The following is a 16,689-nucleotide window of genomic DNA, read 5'->3' as shown; positions in this document are numbered from 1 at the left end:
TTTACGAACGACGCTGGCGACGATATTGATGAATTGCGGCTGAAATAGCAGCAAGCTGCATTGCGCTTGGCTGCTGCTCACCAGATGATTGAGTTTGCGACTCGACTTCCACTTTACCTGCGATAATGCGTAAAAGGCCCATCGCACCAATTAAAAGCGTTAAAAACACAAAAACGGTGATCATACCCGTCACCATAACCATGAAAGCTTCTGAGATGAGATTCGTCATGCAACGCCTGCTTTTGTTGAGTTTGTTGTTTTAATCCTAATCTAACTTCAGGATAACACAATTTATTTACAGGCAGGGTTTAGCAAAAAAATAGACAATATAAGTGCGAGAGATATTAGATATTAGATATTAGATATTAGATATTGGATATTAGATATTAGATATTAGATATTAGATATTAGATATTAGATATTGGGTATTGGGTATTGGGTATTGGGTATTAGGTATTGAGTATTCGGATGATGTATCGGGTATGTAGGCTTTAGCTAATATCAAATATCTAATAGCTAATATCGCTCTTGGTTTTAGGGAAGTGGCGCACTCGGGAGGACTCGAACCTCCAACCGCTCGGTTCGTAGCCGAGTACTCTATCCAGTTGAGCTACGAGTGCGCATTTCAATTTTGACTGTCAACAAATGGCGCACTCGGGAGGACTCGAACCTCCAACCGCTCGGTTCGTAGCCGAGTACTCTATCCAGTTGAGCTACGAGTGCGTTGTTGACAAATGGCGGTGAGGGAGGGATTCGAACCCTCGATAGAGCTACAAACCCTATACTCCCTTAGCAGGGGAGCGCCTTCAGCCTCTCGGCCACCTCACCGCTTACTTGTGGCGTTGAATTCTAGCGATGTTGACAAATATGTCAAACGATTTTTTGGAATTCGCTGATCGTTTGTGGGATTTTTAAGCATCTGGACGAAAATTCCAACACAACGGTCTATTTTCAGGCAAATTCAAAACGCTGCAGGAACGCTCTAAACGCAAAAAGCTGACTTTCTAAAGTCAGCTTTTTCGCGCAAATCTTATTCTTTATCGGTCTTCTCGCCGTCTTGGTGCTCAGCTTGAATACGCATATAAATTTCTTCTCGGTGAACAGAGACGTCTTTCGGTGCGTTTACCCCAATTCGCACCTGATTCCCTTTTACACCCAATACAGTGACTGTGACCTCATCACCTATCATCAAGGTCTCACCCACTCGGCGGGTTAAGATCAACATTAGCCTACTCCTTCCCTACTTCTGTTTTCCATACGGTTCAGTATAGAACATTACCGCACTATCAGCCTGTCTAATTTACTGCCCCATCGAATATATCACAATTGTTATACGATTCACTAGTTGATTGCGTATTTATTCATCCAGAATAAAATGAGAATGTTCAGTTTACCAATTAAAGCTTACTAACACACTCTCATTTGCCCTAAAGCCATCCGCATCGCTGTGCAACTTATCGCAATAATGATTCAATTTTTTCTTTGGCAACATTCAATGCTTGGCTCAAGTTGTTCACTTCGGTTCCACCTGCTTGCGCCAAATCTGGTCGACCGCCGCCTTTACCGCCGACTTCCGCTGCAGCGACATTAACAACGTCACCCGCTTTTACACGGTCAGTAAGATCTTTGGTAACACCAACGATCAGACTCACCTTTTCATCAGCGGCTAAACCGAGAACCACTATGCCTGATTGTAGTTGATTTTTTAAATCATCAACCATATTCCGCAGAGCTTTCGGTTCAACATTTGAAACTTCTGCAAGTACCACTTTTACGCCACCGATTTCTAAAGCGTTGCCAATTAAATCAGAACCCGCTTGTGAAGCAATTTTCTGATTCAATTCATCAATAGTACGTTCAAGCGCACGACTACGATCAATATGTTGCTGCAATCGTTCGCTAACATGCATCACATCCGTTTTCAGCATCCCGGCAGCTTGGCGAAGTTGTTGCTGCTGTTGCAAGGTAAACTGCACAGCGCCGGCACCTGTTACCGCTTCTATTCGACGTACGCCGGAGGCAATGCCCGCCTCCGATACAATTCGGAACATACCAATATCACCCGTTTGGGTAACATGTGTGCCACCACAAAGCTCCATGGAGAAATCGCCCATAGTCAACACGCGCACATCGTCATCATACTTTTCACCAAACAAGGCCATAGCGCCTTGTTTTTTGGCTTGTTCAATTGGCATGACGGCAGCTTTAACAGCGTGATTCTTATAGATCTCTTCGTTCACTTGACGCTCGATAGCATCAAGTTGCTGTGGTGATACCGCCTCAAAGTGAGAAAAGTCGAAACGTAAACGTTCCGCGGTAACGAGTGAACCTTTTTGTGTTACGTGTTCACCTAACAAGTTGCGAAGCGCTGCATGCAACAAGTGGGTTGCCGAATGGTTACGCTTCACCGCTTGGCGGCGTTCCGCATCCACATGGGCTGCAACTTTATCACCAAGCTTCAAGGCCATCGCGGCCTGACCATGATGAGCAATTGCTTTACCAATATATTGGGTATCTTCAACGATAAACTCACCACCATTCGCAACGAGCTTACCTGTATCGCCAATTTGACCACCACTTTCAGCGTAGAAAGGAGTGCGCGATAGTACGATAATCCCCTTGCTACCAGCAGCTAGTTCCTCAACAGATTCGCCATCAACAAACATTTCGACAATTTCACTTTCGTCGGCTGTTTCGGTATAGCCAGAAAACTCCGATTTTTGCGCCGACTTCAGGCGTTGATTGTAATCAACACCAAAATTAGATGCCTGCTGAGCACGTTGGCGTTGTGCTTCCATGGCTTCGTTGAAGCCATCCTCATCGATGGTTAATCCTTTCTCACGCGCTATATCAGCGGTTAAATCCATCGGGAAGCCATAGGTATCGTAAAGTTTAAATACCAGTTCGCCGGGTAACACGGTACCCTCTAAGCTTTCCAACGCATCGTTTAGAATACTGAGTCCGCGCTCGAGGGTTTTACCGAACTGCTCTTCTTCACGCTGCAATGCTTGTTCGATTACCTTTTGTTTCTCTTGCAACTCAGGGTAAGCGTCCCCCATCTGCGTTACGAGGCTCGCAACGAGCTTATAGAAGAAGTTTCCCTTAGCGCCGAGCATACTACCGTGGCGCACGGCACGGCGAATAATACGACGCAATACATAGCCACGACCTTCATTTGATGGCTGCACACCATCTGCAATCAAGAAGCTGCATGAGCGAATATGATCAGCAATGACGCGTAATGATTTATTGTTTAGATCATCGGTGCCAATCACTTTAGCGGCATCGCCGATAAGCGCTTGGAACAGGTCAATCTCATAGTTGCTGTGAACGTGTTGGAGCACTGCGGCAATTCGTTCAAGCCCCATGCCGGTATCCACTGAAGGCTTTGGTAATGGCAATAAGGTTCCGTCTGCCTGACGGTTATATTGCATGAATACTAAGTTCCAAATTTCAATGTAACGGTCGCCATCTTCCTCAGGCGTTCCCGGCGGTCCGCCCCAGACATCATCGCCATGATCATAGAAGATTTCCGAGCATGGACCGCAAGGGCCGGTATCACCCATCGCCCAAAAGTTATCTTTAGCACCGATACGAGAGATTCGATCGGTAGGGACACCAATCTCTTTCGCCCAGATATCGTAAGCTTCATCATCTTCAGTAAAAACGGTCACCCACAGCTTTTCTTTCGGAAGTTTTAATTCTTCGGTGAGAAATTCCCAAGCGTATTGAATGGCTTCGCGTTTGAAGTAGTCGCCAAAACTGAAGTTGCCTAGCATTTCAAAAAAAGTGTGATGGCGCGCGGTGTAGCCAACATTTTCAAGGTCATTGTGCTTACCACCAGCGCGTAAACAGCGCTGAGATGAAGTTGCACGCGTGTAGTCGCGGTGCTCATCGCCCAAAAATACGTCTTTGAAAGGCACCATTCCGGCGTTGGTGAATAACAACGTTGGGTCGTTACCTGGGATTAATGATGCTGAAGGGACGCGATGATGGCCCTTGGTAGCGAAGAACGCGAGAAACGCTTCACGAATTTCCGCACTGGTCATTTGCATGGACTACTTCCTACGACGTTTTGGGTAAAAAATGGACTAAAATATTAGGCGAAATGCTACCACGAAAGAAACGGCTAAACTAGTCTGCATCAGCGTTAGCTTGACGATCAAGCGCCTGTTTTATCTCACCGAAACTGTAACCACGTTGCATCAAGTGGCGAATCATTTTGTCGCGCTGTTTTTGATCTTGCGGCGGCGTTTCACCAAATTTTTTAATTAAACGCTCATAACACGCCTGATTCCAATTGGGCTGCTCAGTTTGCAAAATATCTTCGATTAACTCGCTCGATAGACCTTTTTGCGGAGCACGAGCCATTATTTTTCGCACGCCATCTCCCTTGGCGATACATGCTCGAACCCAAACTTGTGCGAAACGATTATCCGATTGCCAGCCGTTTTCTTGCGCTTTAGTCAGAACCATTTCAATAATTTGGTGGTCGAAACCTCGTTGTTTTAACTTCTGTTTTAGCTCTCGGGCACTATGTTCTCGACGCGCTAGCAAACGGATGAGCGTTTCTTCTGCTTGAAGTCTTTCGTTTTCAGCTGTCATATTGATGTGTTATCAACCGTATTTGGAGGCGCTATGTTACTTCGCCATGCAATTATCTTGAGTTTATTTAGTGTAATTCTCGCCGGCTGCCAACCGCCAAGCTCCGACATGACGCGAACCGTTAGCGTGACTGGGCATGCCGAATCACTGGTGGCTCCTGATCAAGCCAAATTGACTATCAGCGTTAATCGCGATGGTGCAGAACTTGCCGATATCAAACAACAAATTGATCAAGTTTCGGCATCAATCATAGCATTTCTTCGCGAACAGCAAATAGATGATGCGGACATCACGTCTTTCAAAGTAAGTGCCAGTCCGGCATACGATTACCAGGATGGCAAACGTGTTGCTCGTGGATTCACTGCTACGCGCCAAATCCAAATCACGCTGCGAGACCTGACGCAATATGACAGTATTGTCGATCAAGCTTTACAGGCGGGCGCAACACACATCATGAATGTTGAGTTTATCATCAGTGAAACTGACAAAATTTATCAGCAATTACTTGCCTCAGCGGTCGAACACGCGCGTCAAAAAGCAAGCAATATGACGAGCGCTGCTGGCAGCACACTCGGCGAGGTTATTTCTATCCAAGAGAGTAGTCACGCGCCGGCTGTCAGTCAGCAAGCGATGATGCGCATGCAAGAAGCTGCCGACGTTAGCTTACCGGGCAAAAATGAATTAAGAGCACAAGTCAGCGTCACTTATCGTATACGTGATTAAGGCGTTGGCAAGGTCATACAATGCAGTGCCCCACCGGCTTTTATGAATTCATCGGCTGCAGCACCAATGATTGTAAGTTGTGGTGCTGAACGCCGTAAAATTGCGAGTGCCTCGGCGTCAGTATCTAAACCAAATTGTGGCACCAGCACAACGTTCCCTGTGCGCACAAAGTTAACGTAACTTGCCAGCAGTGGAGCCTTGCCTCGTGGAAGCACGCCAGCTTGCTCGCGAATACTCTGATACTCACTTAAAACAGGTGTAATCGCTTCCGGTTGAGGCACCACAATCACCTTGAATAGTTCACCCTTTGCATTTGTCCAGCGCCGCGCTACTTCAAGTTGTTGGATATAATCATCGGTTAATGATGATGCTGCATTCGGTAGGCTAACCACAATGGTATTGGCGTCTAAAAACTGCACTTGGTTATCGGCATGACCACCGGTTTCATCGGCGGGGTGAGCAAAATGCAACCAATAAAGGTGAGTTATTTGAAGCTCAGCTTTCAGATACGTTTCAATGTCTAAAGCTGACCAAGTTGGATTATTTCGAATGACGCTTACACCATGAATGACCGCTGTACCAGCACCATCAGTGCTGATTGCACCGCCTTCGAATACCAAGTCATGGGCACGGTAAGTGACTTTCAATTGATGTGCTAAACGCTCAGCAAACAATTGATCATCGTGAAAGTTGGGGTACAGACCATGCCATGCGGAAAATTTGAAACCATGTGCAACGAGCGTTTGCGTGTCGCTGCGAGCCCATAGCGGACCGATATCACGTGGCCAAGCATCATCATACTTCATGGAAAAAAGGGAAAACTGATTTGATATACGCTGCTGGACCGCATCGTATTGATCGGGATGAACGCCAATAACAATATTCTGATAAGGCTGAAGGCGTTCCGCGAGTTGCAACAACTGACGCTGTGCAGGCTCTCCGTTATCACGCCATACATCGTTACGAAAAGGCCACAGCGCTAGCAGTGGCCCATTCAGTTGCCAATCAGCCAACAGACTCATGAGCGTGTTCGTTGACGTCCATTGGGTTTACGTTTTTTGTTGGCGTTCGTCCGCGATGACGGTTTACCAGATGACGGCGCTTTACCACGCGGACTGCTTGGCTTACGTGGGTCTCTGCGCGGAGCTTTTCGTTGCTCCGGGGTAGGCTCTTCAACATTTGCTCCGGGACCGCGTTGTTGCAGCTTTTGCGCATTAATTCGACGCGCACGTGAATAGCGTTTCTGCCGTGACTCACCTTGACGCGGATCGATAAACGTACGGGTTTCTTCAGGCAACCCAACCAAGTCGCGTAGATAATTAATATCTTTTAGGGATAGCTCACCCCAGCCACTTTGAGGTAAGCCTTGTTCTAATTTGATATTCCCGTAACGAACACGAATTAGCCGGCTTACTTGCACGCCCTGTGACTCCCACAAACGGCGAACTTCGCGGTTACGACCTTCCGTTAACACAACGCGAAACCATTGATTCATGCCTTCGCCTCCACCACGTTTAATTTCTTTAAACGCAGCAGGACCATCTTCCAATTGAACGCCTTGCTTCAACTTTCGCATCATTGCATCAGTAACTTCACCAAACACACGAACTGAATATTCTCGCTCAATTTCATGGCCCGGATGCATCAATCGATTGGCTAGTTCACCATCAGTGGTGAATAACAGTAGACCCGATGTGTTCACATCTAAACGACCCACTGCTACCCAACGCGCGCCTTGCATACGGGGTAACCGATCGTACACCGTTGGGCGGCCTTCCGGATCGCGTCTTGTACACAATTCACCTTCTGGTTTGTGGTACATCAATACGCGACAGACAACATCTTCTGGCTGCTTGATGCTCACTTCGCGACCATCAATGCGCACAACCGCATTGGTATCAATTCTTTCGCCTAATGTGGCGACCTGGCCATTGACGCTTACGCGCCCAGCAGCAATCATCGACTCCAACTCACGGCGCGAACCATGACCAGATCGGGCTAGTACTTTTTGCAGTTTTTCACTCATGGTGGATATTACTCTGTATTTGTCGCTGTCTCAGCGGTTATCTCAAGTTTAATCTGAGCGGTCTGCCCGGCATTGCTGCCTCGCTCGGGAGGTTCCGGAATTGCAGGTAATTCAGATAAATCGTGTAAGCTAAAATAATCTAAAAACTCATTCGTTGTGGCATAAAGCTGCGGGCGCCCAGGTACTTCACGATGACCAACTACTTTGATCCATCCCCGTTCTTGCAACGTCTTCATAATATTGGAACTGACGCTGACCCCACGGATTTCCTCAATGTCGCCGCGAGTAATCGGCTGCCGATACGCAATTAATGCAAGCGTCTCTAATAATGCCTGTGAATAGCGCGGAGGCTTCTCTTGCCACAAACGACTTATTATACCACCCAATTCCGCGCGCGTCTGAAATCTATATCCAGACCCAACTAAAATGAGTTGCACACCACGTTCTTGATAGTCGCTCTGCAATTCGCGCAGTACGTCTTTTAGTTGTTTTTTCGTGACGTTTTCGGGGGCAAAATGATCCGCAAGCTGTTGCTCACTCAACGGTGATTCGGCAACAAATAGCAATGCTTCAATAGCCTGTTTAAGTTGTTGAATCTGCATAAACTTGCTCTCGATTTGTCACATGAATTTCGCTAAATGCATCGACCTGAGTTACTTCTACTAATGCTTCTTTCACGAGTTCCAAAATAGCTAAAAAACTAACAACAACGCCAGCTCGCCCTTCTTTGGGCTCAAAAATATCTCTTAATCGGAGCCGTTTTTTTGTCTGCAACAAATCTAAAATACGGCTCATCCGCTCGCGGGTCGATAATTTTTCTCTTTGTACATGATGATGGTTCTGCAACTTAGCCTGAGCCAACGCTTGACTAAAGGCAACAGCAAGTTCAGCCAGAGTTACTTCTGGCAACTGCTGTTCAATTAATTCCTGTGCATCAGTCTGTGCGTGCGCTACAAAATTATCGCGCCCGGTTTGTGGCATTCCATCAAGATGTTCCGCGCCTTGGCGAATGGCCTCGTACTCTTGTAATCTTCGAACGAGTTCAGCTCTCGGATCGTGTTCATCCTCGTCCTCAGCTGGCGGCCGTGGTAACAGCATGCGACTTTTAATTTCAGCCAGCATGGCAGCCATCACCAAATAATCTGCCGCCAACTCTAATTTCAAATCTTTCATCATATCGACGTATTCCATGTACTGTTTGGTAATGGGCAGTATTGGAAGATCGACAATATCGAGTTTTTGACGGCGAATTAAATAGAGTAACAAATCCATCGGCCCGGAAAAGCTCTCAAGTATTAGCTCAAGCGCATCCGGCGGAATATAGAGGTCTTCGGGTTTTTCAATCACTGGCTCACCACGGACAAAACCCAGCGGCAGTGATTGTTGTTGAGCGATAGTCACGTCAGCGTTGCTCATCGCACTTTATGCATCCACAAATGGCGAAATATCGCCAGCACCTTCCCGAACTACTTTGACTGCGTCGTCGGCTAAGTCAATCACGGTAGTTGGCTCTTCACCACGATGCTCACCATCAATGATCAGCTCAACTTGTTGGTCTAATCTTTCGCGAATCTCATAGGGATCAGACTCAGCAAACTCATTATCGTCGAGAATTAAACTCGTCGACATTAATGGTTCACCCAACGCTTCAAGTAATGCTATAACAATTGGGTCATCCGACACCCGAATACCGATAGTTTTGCGTTTCGGATTCAGCAGGCGCTTTGGGACTTCTTTGGTACCTTTCAAAATAAAAGTATAAGCTCCCGGTGTATTGTTTTTAAGCAGCCGAAACGCTTGGTTATCAACACGCGCGTACGTCGACAACTCTGATAAATCACGGCACATTAGGGTGAAGTGATGGTCTTTATCAATATTTCGAATACGACAAATGCGTTCCATGGCATTTTTGTCACCAATACGGCAACCTATGGCATAGCCTGAATCGGTTGGATAAACCACCACACCACCCTGCAAAATAATCTCAGCGGCCTGTTGCATCAAGCGCTTCTGCGGGTTTTCTGGGTGTACACTAAGGTATTGGCTCATAATAATTAAATTTGTCTCATTGCGGTTGCTTTAACACAGCCTATTTATACTGCTTACCATAGTGTCCATATTGGCACACAGCGCTCTGGTAAACAAAGATTTTTACCTAACTCACGCCAGCGTGCCGGATAATGAAAATCAGAGCCAACAGAGGCTGCCAGGCCAATTTCTTCAGCAAACGTCGCCAATGCTTCGCGCTGACCGGGTGATTGTGTGCCAATGGCAACTTCAACACCGGTTACGCCGACCTGTTTAGCCTCGGTTAATAAGCGCCGTAACCATTTATTACTCAATTGATAAGCATGAGGATGTGCGATTACCGTCACACCGCCAGCGGCCGTAACCGCCGCCACCGCATCGGCTAAGTTCACCCATTGCGTGGCAACATAAGCTTGCTGGCCTTTCCCCAAATAACGCCGGAATGCCGACTCAAACGAGCTGACCCAATCACCTTCAACCATGGCATCGGCAAGATGCTTGCGGGTCGGCATCGTCATAGCCTGTGCCATTGGCGGTTGTACATCAATGCCAGCTTTGTGAAGCTTCGCTACCATGGCTTGGTAGCGGTCGCGACGGCGTTGTTGTTGCTGCGCCAATAGCTGTTCCATGCTTGGTGCATCGGCGTTAAAGTTCAGCGCCACCAAATGAATTTCGAAACCTTCCCACGAACAAGTGATTTCTGTACCCACAATGAGTTTTAAAGGTAGCTGGTGTTGTGCAATAAACGCTTGTGCCACGGCAACACCACCTACCGAATCGTGATCAGTTATCGCCAAATGCGTGACGCCCTGCTCACAGGCGCGCTGAACCAACTCTGCGGGGCTTAATGCACCATCAGAATAGTAACTATGACAATGTAAGTCATAACATGGTGTCACATCAGATGCTGGCTGCAAGCTCGGCTCCTTGACGAATGGCTCGTTTCGCATCGAGTTCGGCGGCAACATCTGCGCCACCAATTAAGTGCACCGATACGCCCTTTTCTTGTAGTGCGTCATGTAACTCGCGCTGTGGCAATTGCCCGGCGCATACCACAACGGTATCAACGGCAAGCAGTTGCTCGGTGCCCTCAATTTCAATCCATAAGCCTTCGTCAGTCACTTTCTTGTAAGTAACACCGGCAATCATTTCCACGCCTTTTTTCTTCAGCGTCGCACGATGCACCCAACCCGATGTTTTACCCAATCCCGCACCTACTTTGGAGGTTTTGCGCTGTAATAACCACACCTCGCGTGGGCTATGTTCAGTCGCCTGAGGCATTAATCCACCGCGATGTTCATAACTTTCATCAACTCCCCATATTTGCGACCACTCGCGAACATTTAGGGTTGGCGAATGTTCAGTAGTTAGGTATTCCGCTACGTCAAAGCCAATACCGCCAGCACCAATTAGAGCTACTTTATGACCGACCGGTTTGTGATCACGAAGTACATCGAGATAGCCAAGAACATTTTCGTTGTTAATGCCTGGAATATCTAATTCACGAGGCACGACACCAGTAGCCAATACAACCTCATCATATCCGCCTGAACTCAAATCATCAGCTGTTTGACGCGAGTTTAAGTGAACGTTGACACCGCTATCTACCAGACGATTTTTAAAATAACGAATAGTTTCGTGGAATTCTTCTTTGCCTGGAATCTGCTTGGCATAGTTAAATTGACCACCGATGTCGCTTGCGCCGTCGAATAAATCGACATGGTGTCCGCGTTCTGCTGCGCGGCAAGCAAACTCGAGTCCTGCCGGGCCCGCTCCAACAACGGCAATGCGTTTAGCTTGTGCAACCGGAGTAAAGACTAACTCACTTTCATAACAGGCTTGCGGATTGACCAAACAGCTTGCCCGCTTATTTTCAAAAACGTGGTCAAGACAGGCCTGGTTACAAGCGATACAGGTATTAATTTTGTCGGCTTCATTGCGATTGGCTTTTGCAACAAAATGCGGGTCGGCAAGCAAAGGACGCGCCATCGACACCATATCAGCTTCGCCATCAGCTAAGATTTTTTCCGCAACTTCAGGCGTGTTGATGCGGTTGACGGCGACTACCGGAATAGATAGTTCTTGTCGAACTTTTGCGGTAATCCAACTAAATGCAGCACGCGGCACTGAGGTCACAATGGTTGGCACTCGAGCCTCATGCCAGCCAATACCACTATTGATAATGGTTACCCCGGCCTGTTCAACAGCCTTACCGAGTGCGATTACTTCATCGTAAGTATTTCCGTCCGGCACTAAATCGAGCATTGATAAGCGGTAGACAATAATAAATTCTTGCCCTACCGCTTCGCGAATGGCCTTGATAATTTCAATGGCTAAACGACTACGGTTCTCAAAAGAGCCGCCCCAGCGATCCGTTCGCTTGTTTGTTCGCGGGCAAATAAACTGGTTGATTAAGTAGCCTTCGGAACCCATCACTTCCACACCATCATAGCCGGCCTTCTGCGCCAACTTAGCGGCACGTGCAAAATGGCGAATCGTGGTGAGAATTTGCCGTTCGCTCATCGCTCTCGGTGCAAATGGGTTAATTGGCGCTTTGATTTTACTCGGAGCGACAGAAAATGGGTGATAGGCATAGCGACCGGTATGCAAAATTTGCATACAAATCTTGCCGCCCTCAGCGTGCACAGCCTCGGTTACTTTGCGGTGTTTTGCCACATGCCAAGGCTTGCTCAGTTCACTACCAAAAGGGCTCACGCGGCCGCGAAAATTCGGACTAATACCGCCAGTGACAATTAACCCAACGCCGCCTTTCGCGCGCTCGGCATAAAAGGCGGCGAGTTTATCAAAGCCATTTTTCTCTTCTTCAAGCCCGGTGTGCATCGAGCCCATCAACACGCGGTTCTTGAGTTGCGTAAAGCCTAGATCGAGAGGCTGAAATAAATGCTGGTATTTTGTCGTCACAGTGACCTCAACTTAAACAACTGTTTGAATAGGGTCACTGTACTCATTTTTGCTCAAAAATAATAGCCTATATTAATGTTGAAACGGGTGTTGGTATCCGTAGCATTGCCGCTCATGGAGCCACCAACAAACGGTTGATTACGTGCTGTCACCAAATCAAAGTAGGTGTACAAACCGCCCGCTGAAACCGCAACGCCTAGCACATTCATTAATGTATCTTCGGAATAAAAACGTTTATCGGTCATCAAGCTAAAATCATTGTAAAACGTTAAGTTGGTTACCGGGCCCCATTTCACTGGAAGACTGTACGCGATGTTTGCTGAGTACAAGGTAGCTTTCGTTGGAATGGTATCAAAGTAATTGTAGGCGCCCACGACAATGCCTGCATTCGTAACATCCATATCGTAATCGTATTGCGTGACTTGCCCCATGAACGTCCAGCGATCGTAGTTATAAAGACCATGAACTGCCCAAGCAATACGTTCGCCAACATTATCAACGCCATCATTCATGTCGCCCCACTGCACTGATGCGCCGAATTCTGCTGAACGAATATCGTCAAACGACCATTTACGCACACCGCGTAATGCCCAGCTATTGGTTTCGGCAGCGAGAACAGTCGGATCATCATACAAACCTTCATCAGGGATCCGAATACCAACCGCATCGTAAGCGTAACGATCCGATTTATTCGTTGCTAAACCGTCTGCACCACCGAGCTCATCCGATTTAAAGAAGGCAATGTCAAAATCCCAGTCGGCATCGCGATAACGCATTTTCGCACCGATATCGTGGTCATCTTCTAAGCCAACGTAAAAGTTTGAACTAAAGAAATAACTGTTTGAGTTATACGGGGTGTTACCAAATGGGACCTTAGTCACACCTAACTGCCCCTGCCAGTTTTCAGTGAAGTTATACCCAACCCATGCATGCTGCACGACATCCATATATTGGAACCAGCGATATTGGGCCGACAGAATTACATCGCCAATTTCACCACTGTAATCAATTCGAACCAGATCAAAATCGAAATCACCGCCGCGATCTTTCAAAGGATCATTATAATCTTCCCATACGTATTGAGCCCGAACGGCGCCTCCAATGCGAATCGGATCATTCTTCGCGTCTTGGACATCTTCTTCTAATCGTTCTACTCGTGCTGCTAAGGCCGAACTTCTTACCTCACGACGCGGCGCAATTTCTTCCTGTTGTTCAGATTGCTGTGCTTGTTCTTGCTGCTGCGAAGCAACACGTTGCTCTAGATCGACAACGCGTTGTTTTAACTGCTCGATTTGTTCAATTAGCTGCTGTAACTCTTCAGTACTTGTCAACTCATTTGCCTGACCAAACGCACTTGGTGCGGTGATCAAAGTCGCCATCGCTACGGTTAACAGTTTCAATTTCATAGTCTGTTCCTTAACGCAGAACATGCAGGAAATGCATGTGTTTGTGGTAATGATCGATGATATCTCCTATCACTGCATCACGTGACCAACCTAAAATATCGTAATCCTGACCGCCTTCACGTAGGTGAACTTCGGCGCGATAGTATTTTTGTTCCTCAGGTGCGTCTTGTTGCTCTCCCTCGGCATAAATAAACGCGGGTTGAATATGTGAAGCAAGCTCAACTTGATATATGAAATCGATTTCATCACCATGAATCACACGAAACGTCTTGAGGTTTTTATCCTCAATCTGCAAGGTGACAGTTAGCCCGCTGGCTTCCATTTCCTCGGCAACATCTTTAAAAGCAGGTTCTACCACTTGTAATAAGAAACGTTGCCCGACTGACTTGCTAGGAAAATCGATAATGTTATGTAAGCGTTCGCGCCAATTCTTATTGCTCTGTGATGACGCAGTTAAATAGTTATTTTGTAATGTATCTTTTTTATGAACGTCTACGCGCAAGGCTTGGATCAGTCCATAAGTTGCCACAAGAAGAATGATCGTAAACGGCAGCGCGCTAGCGATGGTCATAGTTTGTAGTGCGCCTAAACCACCAGCCAAGAGCAGAATAATAGCGACGATTCCTTCTCCGCTCGCCCAGAATATACGTTGCCACGCCGGTGTATCATCGCGACCATTGGAGCACAGCATATCGACTACCATTGAACCCGAGTCGGATGAAGTGACAAAGAAAACGACAACCATAAGCGTCGCAACCACACTCAAGAAACTACTCCACGGAAACTGCTCCAAAAAGGCAAATAGAGCAATCGATACATCGTTTTCAACCATTTCACCGAGCGACACAACGCCCTTATTAAGAATCATATCTATGGCTGAGTTACCGAAAAATGTCATCCACATGAGCGTGAAGCCGGCAGGTACCAATAACACACCTAAGACGAACTCACGAATCGTGCGTCCACGCGAAACGCGCGCAATGAATAAACCTACAAACGGTGCCCAACTTAGCCACCACCCCCAATAAAAGACGGTCCAACCGCCAATCCAATCGGTTTTTTCATAGGCAAACAGGTTGAACGTGTTATTGACGAGTTCAGACACATATGAACCCGTATTTTGTACAAATGCTTGTAAGAGGAATACGGTTGGCCCAAGTAACAAAACAAACACCAGCAATAACACGGCAAGAATCATGTTTAGTTCGGACAATCGACGGATACCTTTATCCAAGCCAGTGGTAACCGAAATAACTGCAAGTAAAGTTACACCAATAATCAGCAATACTTGTACTGTGTCAGAAACCGGAACATCGAATAGGTAATTAATACCAGCGTTAATTTGCGTCACACCATAACCTAAGGATGTTGCTACCCCGAATACGGTACCGATCACCGCAAACACGTCAACAACATGACCGATGGGGCCATATATTCTGTCACCAATCATAGGGTAAAGCGCCGAGCGAAGCGTAAGCGGTAAGCCATGCCGATAAGCGAAAAATGCGAGAATTAATGCGACAATGGCATAGATAGCCCAAGCATGAAGGCCCCAATGGAAGAATGTAATCTTCATCGCCTCACGAGCGGCTTCGACACTACCTGCCTCTGCTACTGGCGGAGCTAAAAAGTGCATCACTGGTTCGGCTACACCGAAAAACATCAAACCGATACCCATCCCTGCGGAGAACAACATTGAAAACCAGGTGATTTTTGAATAATCGGGAGCAGAGTGATCAGGGCCGAGCTTAATCGCACCCATTTTCGAAAAGCCCAGATAAAGAACGCTCAGAAGTATAATTGCGACGGCAAGCACATAGAACCAGCTACCATTCTCAATAATGGCTGCCTGAACGGTTTGAAACCAACTATTCGCTGTTTCTGGGACAATGGCTGCGAATAATAAAATCACAATGATTAAACCGGCCGCACTATAGAATACAGGGGGATTCAGTCTTGCAGGAGCGTTAGTATCGTTCATTCTATGTCCTTGCTTGAATTGAAAAACTTTCGATTATTATAGCGTTGATTGAGAAAATTTCCTGAACACAAAAAAAACGACCACCCGAGGGTGGTCGTTTATTAATCACGTTATTAAGTAATCGGTTAGATTACTTCAGCGCGCTCTACAATCTCAACTAGTGCCCAAGACTTCGTCTTAGATACTGGACGAGTTTCGCGAATAATCACGGTATCGCCAGCTTTACACTCGTTGTTTTCGTCGTGTGCGTGTAACTTGGTGGTACGGGTAATGTACTTACCATATACCGGGTGTTTTACACGGCGAGTTACAGCTACAGTGATAGACTTGTCCATCTTGTCGCTAGTAACACGACCTTGCAGAGTACGAACACGTTTTTCTTCAGCCATTACGCACCTGCCTTCTGATTCAAGATAGTTTTCACACGTGCGATATCACGACGCACTTGCTTCAACATGTGAGTTTGATTCAGCTGACCAGTGGCTGCTTGCATGCGCAGGTTAAACTGCTCACGACGCAAACCTAACAACTCTTCGTTCAGCTGCTCAACGGTTTTTTCTTTCAGTTCGTTCGCTTTCATTACATCACCGTCCGAGTCACAAAGGTGGTTTTGAATGGCAGCTTACGTGCCGCAAGGTCAAACGCTTCACGCGCTAACTCTTCCGAAACACCGTCCATTTCATACAGGACACGACCTGGCTGAATTTGAGCTACCCAGTATTCCACGCTACCTTTACCTTTACCCATACGCACTTCAAGAGGCTTCTGAGTGATTGGCTTGTCAGGGAACACGCGGATCCAAATTTTACCTTGACGTTTCACGTGACGCGTCATGGCACGACGAGCCGCTTCGATTTGGCGAGCAGTCATACGACCACGCTCAACCGATTTCAAACCGAAAGTACCGAAGCTGACCTTGTTACCTGCTTGCGCCAGGCCGCGGTTACGGCCTTTGTGTACCTTACGGAATTTAGTACGCTTTGGTTGTAACATATCGT

General features: G+C 46.9%; 17 protein-coding genes and 3 tRNA genes. 1 reads left to right on the top strand and 19 read right to left on the bottom strand.

Going from position 1 to position 16,689, the window contains the following annotated elements:
• Position 1: 1 nt before the first annotated feature.
• The 7 genes from LG272_RS05925 to LG272_RS05895 form a co-directional block, all read right to left on the bottom strand.
• Positions 2–229 carry an OadG family protein gene (locus LG272_RS05925; RefSeq protein WP_126758440.1) on the bottom strand — a complete coding sequence of 76 codons (228 nt, stop codon included), beginning with the start codon at positions 227–229 and terminating at the stop codon, positions 2–4.
• A 314-nt stretch (positions 230–543) separates the two neighbouring features.
• Positions 544–620: transfer RNA gene (locus LG272_RS05920), tRNA-Arg, on the bottom strand.
• 26 nt (positions 621–646) lie between these two features.
• Positions 647–723, bottom strand: a tRNA-Arg gene (locus tag LG272_RS05915).
• Between the two features lie 12 nt (positions 724–735).
• Positions 736–828: transfer RNA gene (locus tag LG272_RS05910), tRNA-Ser, on the bottom strand.
• Between the two features lie 202 nt (positions 829–1,030).
• Positions 1,031–1,225, bottom strand: a complete 195-nt coding sequence (csrA, locus tag LG272_RS05905) for a carbon storage regulator CsrA (protein ID WP_092854232.1) — start codon at positions 1,223–1,225, stop codon at positions 1,031–1,033.
• A gap of 229 nt (positions 1,226–1,454) precedes the next feature.
• Positions 1,455–4,055: an alanine--tRNA ligase gene (gene alaS / locus LG272_RS05900; protein WP_404407244.1), complete on the bottom strand. Its 2,601-nt coding sequence runs from the start codon at positions 4,053–4,055 to the stop codon at positions 1,455–1,457.
• Between the two features lie 79 nt (positions 4,056–4,134).
• Positions 4,135–4,605 carry a regulatory protein RecX gene (locus LG272_RS05895; RefSeq protein ID WP_404407242.1) on the bottom strand — a complete coding sequence of 157 codons (471 nt, stop codon included), beginning with the start codon at positions 4,603–4,605 and terminating at the stop codon, positions 4,135–4,137.
• A 33-nt stretch (positions 4,606–4,638) separates the two neighbouring features.
• Here LG272_RS05895 and LG272_RS05890 point away from each other — a divergent pair, with 33 nt between their 5' ends.
• Entirely contained in the window at positions 4,639–5,328 is a 690-nt protein-coding gene (locus LG272_RS05890) for an SIMPL domain-containing protein (protein ID WP_404407240.1), read from the top strand.
• Here the strand turns inward: LG272_RS05890 and LG272_RS05885 are convergent.
• From LG272_RS05885 to rplP, 12 genes are all read right to left on the bottom strand, one after another.
• Positions 5,325–6,350: an agmatine/peptidylarginine deiminase gene (locus LG272_RS05885; RefSeq protein WP_404407238.1), complete on the bottom strand. Its 1,026-nt coding sequence runs from the start codon at positions 6,348–6,350 to the stop codon at positions 5,325–5,327. The two genes, LG272_RS05890 and LG272_RS05885, sit on opposite strands and share 4 nt — an antisense overlap.
• Positions 6,347–7,354, bottom strand: a complete 1,008-nt coding sequence (rluB, locus tag LG272_RS05880; RefSeq protein ID WP_404407236.1) for a 23S rRNA pseudouridine(2605) synthase RluB — start codon at positions 7,352–7,354, stop codon at positions 6,347–6,349. The genes LG272_RS05885 and rluB overlap by 4 nt, the downstream gene beginning before the upstream one ends.
• A gap of 8 nt (positions 7,355–7,362) precedes the next feature.
• The gene (gene scpB, locus LG272_RS05875; protein ID WP_126758434.1) at positions 7,363–7,956 is read right to left on the bottom strand and encodes an SMC-Scp complex subunit ScpB; all 594 of its coding nucleotides are present in this window, start codon (positions 7,954–7,956) and stop codon (positions 7,363–7,365) included.
• Positions 7,937–8,770, bottom strand: coding sequence for a segregation and condensation protein A (locus LG272_RS05870; protein WP_404407233.1), 834 nt, complete (start codon positions 8,768–8,770; stop codon positions 7,937–7,939). Before LG272_RS05870 ends, scpB begins: the two co-directional genes overlap by 20 nt.
• Before the next feature lie 6 nt (positions 8,771–8,776).
• Positions 8,777–9,403, bottom strand: a complete 627-nt coding sequence (locus tag LG272_RS05865; RefSeq protein ID WP_404407231.1) for an L-threonylcarbamoyladenylate synthase — start codon at positions 9,401–9,403, stop codon at positions 8,777–8,779.
• 53 nt (positions 9,404–9,456) lie between these two features.
• Positions 9,457–10,299, bottom strand: coding sequence for a PHP domain-containing protein (locus LG272_RS05860; protein ID WP_404407229.1), 843 nt, complete (start codon positions 10,297–10,299; stop codon positions 9,457–9,459).
• Positions 10,283–12,304, bottom strand: a complete 2,022-nt coding sequence (locus tag LG272_RS05855) for an NADPH-dependent 2,4-dienoyl-CoA reductase (protein ID WP_126758432.1) — start codon at positions 12,302–12,304, stop codon at positions 10,283–10,285. Before LG272_RS05855 ends, LG272_RS05860 begins: the two co-directional genes overlap by 17 nt.
• Before the next feature lie 53 nt (positions 12,305–12,357).
• Positions 12,358–13,710 carry a carbohydrate porin gene (locus LG272_RS05850; protein WP_404407227.1) on the bottom strand — a complete coding sequence of 451 codons (1,353 nt, stop codon included), beginning with the start codon at positions 13,708–13,710 and terminating at the stop codon, positions 12,358–12,360.
• Between the two features lie 10 nt (positions 13,711–13,720).
• Positions 13,721–15,691: a BCCT family transporter gene (locus LG272_RS05845; RefSeq protein WP_404407225.1), complete on the bottom strand. Its 1,971-nt coding sequence runs from the start codon at positions 15,689–15,691 to the stop codon at positions 13,721–13,723.
• Between the two features lie 125 nt (positions 15,692–15,816).
• Positions 15,817–16,080 carry a 30S ribosomal protein S17 gene (gene rpsQ, locus LG272_RS05840; protein WP_092854207.1) on the bottom strand — a complete coding sequence of 88 codons (264 nt, stop codon included), beginning with the start codon at positions 16,078–16,080 and terminating at the stop codon, positions 15,817–15,819.
• Complete coding sequence (gene rpmC, locus LG272_RS05835) at positions 16,080–16,271, bottom strand: 50S ribosomal protein L29 (RefSeq protein ID WP_055438609.1); 192 nt, start codon at positions 16,269–16,271, stop codon at positions 16,080–16,082. Before rpmC ends, rpsQ begins: the two co-directional genes overlap by 1 nt.
• Complete coding sequence (gene rplP, locus LG272_RS05830) at positions 16,271–16,684, bottom strand: 50S ribosomal protein L16 (RefSeq protein WP_092854205.1); 414 nt, start codon at positions 16,682–16,684, stop codon at positions 16,271–16,273. The genes rpmC and rplP overlap by 1 nt, the downstream gene beginning before the upstream one ends.
• Between the last annotated feature and the right edge of the window lie 5 nt (positions 16,685–16,689).

Origin of the sequence: Pseudidiomarina marina, assembly GCF_044807045.1 — a bacterium.
Taxonomy (GTDB): Bacteria; Pseudomonadota; Gammaproteobacteria; order Enterobacterales; family Alteromonadaceae; genus Pseudidiomarina; species Pseudidiomarina marina.
The sequence above is the reverse complement of the archived record's forward strand: the minus strand, read 5'-3'. Positions and strand labels throughout refer to the sequence as shown.